The 11,001-nt window shown below is 42.9% G+C and carries 3 protein-coding genes; all 3 read left to right on the forward strand.

Going from position 1 to position 11,001, the window contains the following annotated elements; all coding sequences use genetic code 11:
• Positions 1 to 71: 71 nt before the first annotated feature.
• Positions 72 to 10,010, forward strand: coding sequence for a beta strand repeat-containing protein (locus ACYQ21_RS03300; RefSeq protein ID WP_460055125.1), 9,939 nt, complete (start codon positions 72 to 74; stop codon positions 10,008 to 10,010).
• A gap of 348 nt (positions 10,011 to 10,358) precedes the next feature.
• Positions 10,359 to 10,625 (forward strand): TIGR04197 family type VII secretion effector, encoded by a 267-nt coding sequence (locus ACYQ21_RS03305; RefSeq protein ID WP_460055127.1) that lies wholly within the window; start codon positions 10,359 to 10,361, stop codon positions 10,623 to 10,625.
• Complete coding sequence (locus ACYQ21_RS03310) at positions 10,619 to 10,981, forward strand: hypothetical protein (protein ID WP_460055129.1); 363 nt, start codon at positions 10,619 to 10,621, stop codon at positions 10,979 to 10,981. The genes ACYQ21_RS03305 and ACYQ21_RS03310 overlap by 7 nt, the downstream gene beginning before the upstream one ends.
• The last annotated feature ends 20 nt before the right edge of the window (positions 10,982 to 11,001 follow it).

Genomic DNA, 11,001 nt, shown 5'->3' on the forward strand with positions numbered 1-11,001 from the left:
GTAAAAAAATACTATTTAATGAATGAAAATACAAATTAAATAGAAAGTTATTTTGGGATTCAATGAGAGATATGAAGAAAGAGGAAGTCATCATGCAGAGAGGGTCATTACAAAAAACTGAGACCGACTATAAAAAACGTTTTGTGCTTAAAAAAGTCAAAAAAAGATGGGTTGTAACCGGCATTGTTTTTGCGACACTTGTTTCGGGGCTGTCTTTTGTTGAAAGAGATGTGTTTGCTGACGATAGCGTGACTAGGTCAAATTTTCCAACGCTGTATGATAAGGCACTCACGACATCTCAAACTGCAAAACCAGCCTTGGGTATCGTTCCTTTTGCTGCGGTAACAACACCAACGATTGATAATGTGACAGATACGATGCAGGTGGGCGAAAGTCATTCAGCGACTTATGATAATAGTAATTATCAAAAATCTTTTACAGTAAGTAGTGCAGGTACTGCCAATCTTGCTTATAATACAAATATTGGTGGCACAAATTATACTGTTTTGACCCCGACAGCTAGTGATACTAATCCGAAAACAGGGTCAGTCGCTTTCAATCAGCAGATTGATATGACAAAAAACTGGACCTTTAATTTTAATCTTGATTTAACGCGACTTACATCAGGGGGGTTTGCTACTGGTTACTACGTTGGTGACTTTATCGGACTTGTTATCTCGCCAACAGCCCCTAAACAGTTAGCAAGTGCTGGGGGGAGTATTCAATATGGCGGTGGTCTTGGCATTAACGGATTACCAAACTCATTAAACTGGGGCATTGACTTTTATAATAATAGTGCGTCTCAAGATTCCCTTTCGTCTAATTATACACCTGTAGGCTTTGGAGACTCTTCGCTTGGGGTTAATTCGGGTGCTCTTTACAAAATGGGTAATCAGGTCATGGGATGGCGCAGTACTGGAAATAACGGTCTTTTGAATACTGCCAATTCAACGACAGACCAACAGCAAGCGATTAGTACCTTGAATAATGTCACAACAGGTTCAGGAAAAGATGCCAATAAATGGGGAGGCTCAGGTGGTGCTCCTGACCTTACAGCACCGGTTGCAGTCAACTATGTCTATAATGGTGATAATACAGGAACGATAACTGTTCAAGTCACCACAAGTTCACCACAGACTTTTACAAGAACCATTAATTTGACAAGCACATCAATGTCTTTAGGTGTTGCAGCAAGTTATGCAGGCGGATACACTCAAATGGGAACGCACATCACTAACTTTACACTAGAGTTGGGTACTGGGACAACGACCGTTAACTATCTTGATCAAAACGATAAACCGTTACGAGCTGCCACATCGTTTATTGCTAACACAACGGATACGATTGGGATTACTGGTGGCTCAGCTAATGCGGTAACGGATACATATGCTTTTACGGCCCCAAGTTTCCAAGGTTATTCGCTTGTGCCTAACGGGACGACAGATATCACGGTGGGGTCTGATACGATCAATAATGGGACAACGGTGCCTGGTAATACCTTGGACATTCAGTATCAAGGTGATTATCAGTCAGCTCCGCTTACTGCCGTTTCCAAAACATCTCCTGTGCCTGTTCCGATTAGCATAGATAGTGCGGATACGACTAATTCTGGTGCGACAAATCAACCGATTACTTTCAAGACGACAGATAAAGACTTGACTGCACCTGGCTATACCTATACGGTAACAGGTCCAGATAATCAGTCGTATGATACGTTAGCGGACGCGCTCGTGGCTAATCCTAATTATAATGATGATGCGAATGGTTATGGTGCGATGACAGATGCGATGCCTCAACCTTTTGTTGTGAATTATACTGCGGATGATGTGATGATTAACTATGGCACGGTAACGACCGCTGGGAATGTGGATACGACGCAGGCGAGTGTGCTTAAATCAAGTGACAGTTTGACGCCTAGCCAGCCAACGATAGGTCAAGCGTTGACATCAAGTCTTGCAACAGGTGTCACAATGACGCCTGATGCGGAAACGTCTAAACTACAAACAAGTGGTGTCATACCTGATGGCTACCACTTAACTGGTAAAGTTTATTGGAGTAAAGATGGAAGTGCAACGACAACGCCTTTGCCAGCAGGTGCGCTTTCGGCTGATGATGTTAGCAGTGAAAGTAAGGGGAATGATAAAGCAACCCTACTTTTTGAGATTGCTAAAGACTATCAAGCAGCCAATGTCACGCTGAATTATGATAACAATGCTAAGGCACCAACAACCTTGACGCAAACAGGTCTGACGGGGGATAGTTATAGTTTTGACTTACTCGGATTACCTGCGCAAGGTTATCATCTAATCAGTGCGATAGACCCTAATGGTGCTAGTTTAGCTTTACCTTTAGCGGCTATTTCAGGTAATTTTGATGATACTAATAACTTGCAGGCGACAAGTGATGGAACGCCGCAAAATTATAGCTTAACAGCGACGGCAGATGTCCAACAATTGAATGTCAAGTATCTTTTCCCGGGAGGACATAATCTCACTAGTCAGTTGACTAGTGCTGATATAATGCGTCTTGGTACAACTGATACGATTTTCAGTGATCTTACAGTCCCAACGATTGACGGGTATACGGCTGTCATTACCTATCCTGATGGTTCGATAAAGTCGAGCAACACCATCACAGGAATTGTCGCAGATAATACAAGTAATGGTACGAGTCAAATTGACAATGCGCCACAAACGGCAACCGTGAACTATGTCGCTGATGTGCAAACCATCACAGTTACCTATACCAATCCTAATGGTGATAAATTAACTAATATTATTTCGGGTAAAACCGATGGTAGCTATGATGCCATACCAATCACACAAATTTCAGGATACTCTTCTAATGTGTCAATCAATAGTGGCACCTCACAAGTCATGACGACTGTTCCTGCGGGCTCATTTGGTGCAACACCAATTGTGATTGATGTAACTTATTCTGGTTGGCAAGCCCAAGTCAACTATTATTCGCAACAAGTCGATAGTAGCGGTAGCCCAATCGGGGCTTTGACTGCGCTATCAGGCAGTTTTGCCAATCAAACAGGTGGTAGAAACGAGGCAAATCAAGAAGGCTTTGGTTTTTACGCTTTATTTGGCAACACACTCAGTGGTGTGACGACAGAGCAACAAACCTCTGATTTGCAAACAATTGCCGCTATTCCAGCAGGTTATCATGTGTCAAGTTACTATTGGAGTAATAGACCAGATGGAACCACCCAAGATAAAAATCCGCCTTATACAACAAACTGGACTTGGGATAACATGACCAACACGTCAAGCGGTCTCGTCCCAAGTTATCAAGCTGCGATTGTCTACCAATATACTAAAGATGTCCAACAAGCTGACATTACAGTTACAAATGCACCAAGTGGTCAGGGTGTGACGAACGGTAAAAATACTTTAGCGGGTATGAACAACGCGCCTTACACTGGCGTAACAGGCGGTACTCAAGTCGTTAGTGTGCCTCAGATTAACGGTTATGTCGCAACGGTCACAGGCCCTGACGGTAATGTCGTCAGTCTCTCAAATAGTCAATTTACTATCATCTATGATAAGACGAATAATGGTGCAGCAACAACTGATAGCACACCGCAAGATTATACGATTGATTATGCGCCAAGAAAAGCTAGTGTTTTGGTTAACTATACCTATGCGACGGACACGCATACCGATGTTGCATCTAGTACATCAGTAGACACGGTCGCATACACAGCACCTAGTCTACCAAAGAGTGTCACCATTGATACTAAGACAGACGGAACTTACTCGCTATCTGTTCCAGATGTTTCAGGCTACACTTGGACTATCACTGACAGCAACGGTAAGAGTTACACAAGTAGCACCTTGCCTTCTAGCTTTACAAGTGATGGCGCTAACATCACCTATACCGTAACTTACGCTGCAAGCAACGCCACGCACGCTATCCATTTTAACGAGGCAACCTATGATGCGACTGGCAAGTACACCTTCACAACCAATCCTGTTCCAGGTCTAGCTACCCAAACCGTAACTGGTGCAATCGGTAGCATACAAACTTTCGGTGTAACGGCAAGTAATATCAATGTGCCAAGTGGTTGGAGTCTTGACCCAATGGGGGCATCCCTAGCTAGTTTGACGGATGACAATGATTTGTTAAATGGTGGCGACACCGCAAAACGCTTGACCTTTGTGCCGGGAACAACGGATTATATCGTGTATTTGGCGCGTGATATTCAAAGTGTCCAAGTCAACTTCGTTCATGATCCGAAAAGCACATCGACCCTCTACCAAGATGGTCGAACAACTGAGACTTATAGCGTCCCAACGGATAGTTTCGCACGATCTGGCTATGATTACACTATCACTGACCCAAGTGGTAAGGTTGTAAGCGACATTACTGGCACTTATGATAGCACCAGCAATAAAAATGCCAGCAGCCCGATTTATAACACGGGAGATGGCGATACAGCACCGCAAGTCTATACTGTGACCTATACACCACAGACACAAGAAGCAGTTCTGAAAACAGATAGCTCAGACCCTGCCAATGCAGGTGGTAAAACCTATCAAGAGGCAACAGGACCGACAGCTAGTCAGATTAAGTTTGACCAAAGCGATACTGATTTGGTCAGATCCGGCTACAATTACAATGTGACCGTCAGCTACACCAATGCGAATGGGGACAAGGTCTCTGCAAGTTATCCGACATTGGCGCAAGCCTTGTCAGCCAACGCCACTTACAATAACAACACGGTGGCTAGCGGTCAGCCTGATAGCAGTCCGCAGGTCTTTACGGTCAGTTACACGGCAAGTAGCCAGACGGCTATCTTGCAAACGGATGCGACAGACCCGGCGGGTGCGCAAACGGTGGATACTAGGGATGGTTTGACGGCGCAAGCGATTACTTTCCTCAAAACAGATAGCAATCTCGCACGAGCGGGCTATACCTATCAAGTCAAAGCCCCTAACGGCACGAACTATCCGACACTAGCTGCTGCACTGGCTGCAGATGGCACCTATGACAATACGCCAAATGGGACCATCACCTCAGATAGTGAACCACAGACTTTCTTGGTCAGCTATACGGCAAACCCGCTAACGGTTAATATCCAATACGTCTATGGGGAGCCTAAAAACACCTCAGTGCCGTCTACTGACTTCGGATCGCAAGACGTGCCAAGACAGGCGATTGGTGTCTCTGCTGGGACAACTTATCACACGGATGTTGCCCCAGCAGAGACACCGATTACAACAGGCATTACTGTCCCAACCATACTGGGCTACACGCCAAACGTGACAACGGTTATGCCGAAATTCACGGTGGACAGCAATGGCAATCCGACTGAACCGCAGATTACGGTGACTTATAACCCAAGTCCAGATTCAGCGACGATTGCTTATGTTGATGAGGACGGTAACTCTCTCTCGCCTTATATCGGCAGTAATCCAACCAGTCAGAATGGCTACACGGATAGCGTCATCATGACGACCGGTCCAAGTGTGTCAGGCTATACCCTCAAAGGGTTCAAGTATAATGGCGGCAATTTGAATACGAATCTCGCTGATTTAAGTCAGGCACTTTACACGACAGGAGCAGACGACATTCAATTTGTTTATACGCCAAATGAGCAAGTCGTCAATATCCACTACCTCTATAGTAGTGATGATAAGTCTCCGAAAGATGGCGAAGTGCCAGTAGCTGATTTTGGTGGAGGAACACCGCAAGATTCTGCAACTGGTAAGTCTAATACAATAAGTGCGCCGATTAATGTGCCAACGATTCCAGGTTATACAGCTAGTGTGTCACAGGTGAAACCGGATTTTGCCATTAAGGCAGATGATACAGTAAATGGTCAATTGGTCACACCGGATATAGACGTGACTTACACAGCCAATAATCAAAACGCTGAGATTTCCTATCTCATTGCTAGTCGAGATAGTAGTGGTAATCCTGATTTAACTCAACTTGTGACAGCTACCTCAAGTCAAACACGTGGCGCAGCGACGACTGCTGTTGGTGTGACAGACCAACCGATTGGTGTTTCTGCACCGATTATTCCAGGTTATTCTATCTATTCTCGAACTGCTAATGGTCAATTGGTTTCTGATATTAGTCTAGTGCCTTTTGATGCGACAGCTGACCCTGATAAGTTAGAAGTGATTTATGTGCCTGATGTGCAGACTGCTAATATTCACTACGTTTTCCAGTTGCCAGCTGGTTATGATGGTGCTTATAATGGCACACCGATAACAGATGCTGATAATAATGGTAAAGAAGTGACAGATTTGCCAGTGAAAACTGTAGCCAGCTACAGTAATGCGCCAAGTACGCCTGATGCGTTACCAAGTGTTCCAAATGGTTGGGAAATCAATCCAGCCCCTCAAACGATTGATTGGACAACAGGGACTGATGGTAACCTGACGAAAGCAGATTATTATTACTACGTAGCACCAGATACAAATGAAATTGATATTCAGTATTTGACGACTGCTAATGAGAATTTAATCGACCTCATCCACGCTAATCATATTAATCCGATCTTAACAAATGAAGTTTCAACAGGTTCAGCCTTTACTTATAGTGGTGCTTTCGATATCCCGGGTTATGGGTTTGAACACTATACTTATGCGGGTGCGAGTTCAACAGCACGACCATCTGAAACGACTACAACCATGCCTTATGTTACAAATGCTAATGCACTTGATCTCTACTATCAACCTTCTGTGCAAAGCGTAGCCATCAACTATGTTTATGACCCAAATGATGGTTCATCTAAAAATGGTCCAGTAGCAACAAGTGACTTTATAGCTGGCTCACTAGTCGTGACAGTGGCGAATGGCGTAACCAATGGGACAACCTATGCAACCAATCTGAGTACAACACCAATTGATGTGACAACGCCAATTACAGTGCCAACTCTTCAAGGCTACACACCAAATGTGACAAGTGTTAATCCAAGCTTTGCCATTAACACAGATGGTACACTGATTAATTCAAGCATTACCGTCACCTATACTGCCAATCAAGATAATGTCGCAACCGTGGCTTATGTTGATGACAGTGGTAAGGATATTTCACAATACGCTAGCACACCGGTTTCTCTAAATGCAAGTGGCACGACAGACCAGCCGATTCCAACTAGCGGCGCAGTTGAAATCCCCGGCTATACGCTTAAGGAAATTGATTTTGCACCAGTTAATGGTAGTCCGCTATCTAATACGACAGTGGATAAATTGATTTTTAGCGGTGGTGGTACAACGCCTGATCAGGTTAAGTTTGTTTATACAGCTGATAATCAATCCGTCAATGTACATTATCGCTATTCAGGTGGTGGCTTTAATGGTCAAGAGATTCCAATGTCTCTTTTACCGCCATTAACACCGGGACAAATTTCAGGTAAGAGCAATCAAGCTACAACAACTGCCATTGCACCAGACGCACCACAAGGCTACGACTTAGTTAAGGCTGGTTTAGACAACACCAACAGCCAACCAGTCATGTGGACAACGGTTAATGGTCATCTGGTAACCCCAGACATCTATTTCTACTATCAAGCACAAGCAACCCAAGCAACGGTTAATTATGCAACAACTGCCAATGGTAATGACCTTAACGCTGCAGTCCCTACAGGAACAGTAACAGGTATCATTAACGGTCAAACGGATGCGAAAATTCCAGTAAGTGGCGCTGTCCCAATTGATGGCTACACCTTCAAGAGCATGACAGTCAATGCTACTGAAACGGCAACAACAGTCGCAGACGCGAATGCGGTAACGTCTGTCTTTACACCCAATGCAACAGAAAAGGCTAAGACAGCAATCGAGTACCTCTACACACCTGATGTTCAAAAAGCAATCGTCAAATTTGTGGATGCCTCTGGTAATCCGATTGTCGATGATAAGGGGATTGCCATTCCTGACGTACCCCTGACCGGCACATCAGGCAGTGTGATTGATTATAAAGGCTTAACAGATAACTATTCAGGTTATACCCTAAAGACAGACGGTCGAACAGGTACGACAAATTATGATAGTAGCGATAACGTTAATCAAATCGTCTATATGGTTTATCAACCACTTGAAGAAAAAGTTGAAGTTATCTATCAAGATGATAAGGGCAAGAGTTTAAAAGTGCCGACAGAATTAACCGGTACTTCAAATGGTATCATTGACTATGCGTCAATTGTTCCCAATATCCCCGGCTATACGCTGATAACTGATGGTAGAAATTCTGCCGAACGTTATGACACCGATACAGGGAAAGTACAACAGGTTGTCCTAACCTATCAAGCCAACCCGCAACAAGTCATTGTCGATTTCAAAATCAGCCATGACGGTGGTAAAACATGGACAAACTTAGCCAATCCTGCAACGCTTGCGGGTGTCTCAGATGCGACAGTTGACTATTCAGCCTTGCAAACTGCTTATCCCGGCTATAAGCTGATTGACACCTCACAAGAAACAAGAACAACAACTTTTGATACTGCAGACGGTGTGAACCAGCATGTCAACTTGTATTATGCCCCACTCAAACAAGTCGCTGTCCTTCAGACGGATGCGACTGATCCAGATACGGCGGGTGGTAAACCGATAACGACGACAACTGATGGCTATTCTTTTGGCTCTCTGCACTTCACAGCTAATAGTGAACAAAACTTAGCAAGAAAAGGATTCACCTACAAGATTTATGGGCCGGACGGCGTCTGGTATGACACCTTAGCTAATGCAATCGCTGCTAATGCCTCATATGACGGAACACCGACCAATAATGATGTAGTTGATACGGTAATACCTTCAGCGCAACCTCTAAAATTAAGCACTCGGTCAGGATTAACCAAAAGCGTTGTACCGACTAACCCAGGTATTGACCCAAGCAATCCGGGTCTTATCGCAGGAGATGATGTGCCACAAGTCTTTACGGCAAGTTATACACCAATGCCTGAAAGTATGGTTGTCCATACGCTCAATGACCCAGCAGGCAACAAGGTTTATCCAACGGCAACAGGTGTGACTGGTTTAGATGATAACGACCAGCCAATTCCAAGTAACTCTAAGCTTTATCAAGCTAGTATGCAGTTATCACTGGTACCAAATGTCTCAAGTTTCTATAATCTCAATGTTGTAGATACGCAGTTGCAAACGGCGGCATCAGGCTTACAAAATCTGACAAGAAACGGTTATAGCTATGTTGTCAAAGCGCCAGATGGTAATGAATATCCGACTTTGGAGGCGGCGACAAATGCTGTTCATGTCTTTGACAATGATCCAAGTAGCAATCAGGTCTTTAGTGTCGTCTACACCGCACAACTTCAAACTGTCAATTTGGTGAGCGACAGTAGTGACCCTAAAGGTGCCCAAACGATGGAAATCGCACATGGTCCGAGTGATTCAAATATTTCGCTCAATTCAAATGATTCAAATCTGAAACGAAGTGGCTATACTTATCAGGTTACGGGTCCGAATGGTCAACCTTATGCTACCTTAGCAGACGCCTTGAAAGAAAATGTCACTTATGACCATAACGCAATTCCAACATCAACAGGTATTGACCCAACACCGCAAAACTTTACCGTCAGTTACACACCAGTCAAACAGACTGCTAATTTAATCGTTGATGGCAAAACGTTTGAAACAGTAACGGGTGATAGCGACTCGAAGTTGATGTTTAAAACGACGGATAATGACTTGTATAAAAATGGTTATACCTACAAGGTGACGGCATCAAATGGTAAAGTTTATAACTCATTAGCTGAGGCGCTCAAAGCAGTCTCAACTTATGACCATAATGATTTGACCAATGGTCTAGATGCGACACCGCAAAACTTCACTGTTGTCTACACAAAAAATAAAGACAAAGAAAGTCCGTCAATCCCACATGATAAAGGTCAGCAAGACTCTAACAAACATGTGAGCGGACAAAAAATCGGAAGTTTTGGTGAGAGAATCGAGCAGTATGGTCTTCTCGGCGCTATCCTTTTAGCGATACCAGCTCTGATTTTCTTAGGTTTAAAAAAACTAAAGAAAAAAGCTTAAACTAAACACATAGAGGAATTACTTCTAATGACTGTATCGTAACGGAACGTTGATATAAAGGGATTTAGAAAAGTATAAAAGTAGAAAAACTGTTTAAAAAAGTGGCTGTTGGTTGCAAAATGTTTGCACTCAACAGCCACTTTTTTTGCTTCTTCTTTTTTTATGTATAGATGAAAATTAACATTTGATACGATTGTATATTTCTTGATTTTGAATAGCCCTATTTATTAAAAATGAGTGAGTTCATTTCAAAAATAAAAAATATTCGTAAAATTTTGATAAAATGGCATAAATTATATATAATAAAAGAAAGTCATTGAAATTAAATTTAGAAAATAGGAGAGAAAAATGCCCAAAATATCCAGTAGTGTTGATTTAGCTGAATCCGCAGTTAAAGAATTAGTTGGTATTGACACTCATCACAAAAAGAATGAACAATTTCAGGCTAGTTATTCAAGTGGTATTTTTGCCATGACTCATGCGCAAACGATTTGTAATCAGCTATTTTCAGAGACAACAGACTTATGTCAGGTTGTTCTAACACAAGCCAATAAATTCCCTGAATTAGCTCGTTTGATTGAGCAAAGAGACAGCGAGGATGCTAGAAAATGGTAAATAGAGATAAAAGTGCTGATGAACGTTTTGAGTACAATACAAAAATTCGACATCATGAATATCAAATGGATGAATTTTCACATACTTTTCGCCGTTACCTAGAAAATCTTGAGAGAACACGTGAGAATTTACGTAGGAATTTTGAAGCTGAACGCTCGCTTAGGGAGCAAAGTCGAGATAATCTTTCAAGAAATGATAGCGCTTTAGAAGAAATGCAATATAAATTTAGAGATCGTATGAGATTATTTGATGAACAAGTAGAGACTGGCGAGGGATTTCGTAGAAAGACTATTCAAAAGTTAGATGATGAACGAGAACAGCTAATCAGAGAGAGGAATGCGTTACCATGGGAGTAAAATATAGTCAAAGTGAATCT

It is taken from the genome of Pseudolactococcus yaeyamensis (assembly GCF_054658615.1).

Coding starts and splice junctions, on each gene's coding strand:
- ACYQ21_RS03310 (WP_460055129.1), top strand. CDS start 10,619: ATGGTAAATAGAGATAAAAGTGCTGATGAACGTTTTGAGTACAATACA.
- ACYQ21_RS03305 (WP_460055127.1), top strand. CDS start 10,359: ATGCCCAAAATATCCAGTAGTGTTGATTTAGCTGAATCCGCAGTTAAA.
- ACYQ21_RS03300 (WP_460055125.1), top strand. CDS start 72: ATGAAGAAAGAGGAAGTCATCATGCAGAGAGGGTCATTACAAAAAACT.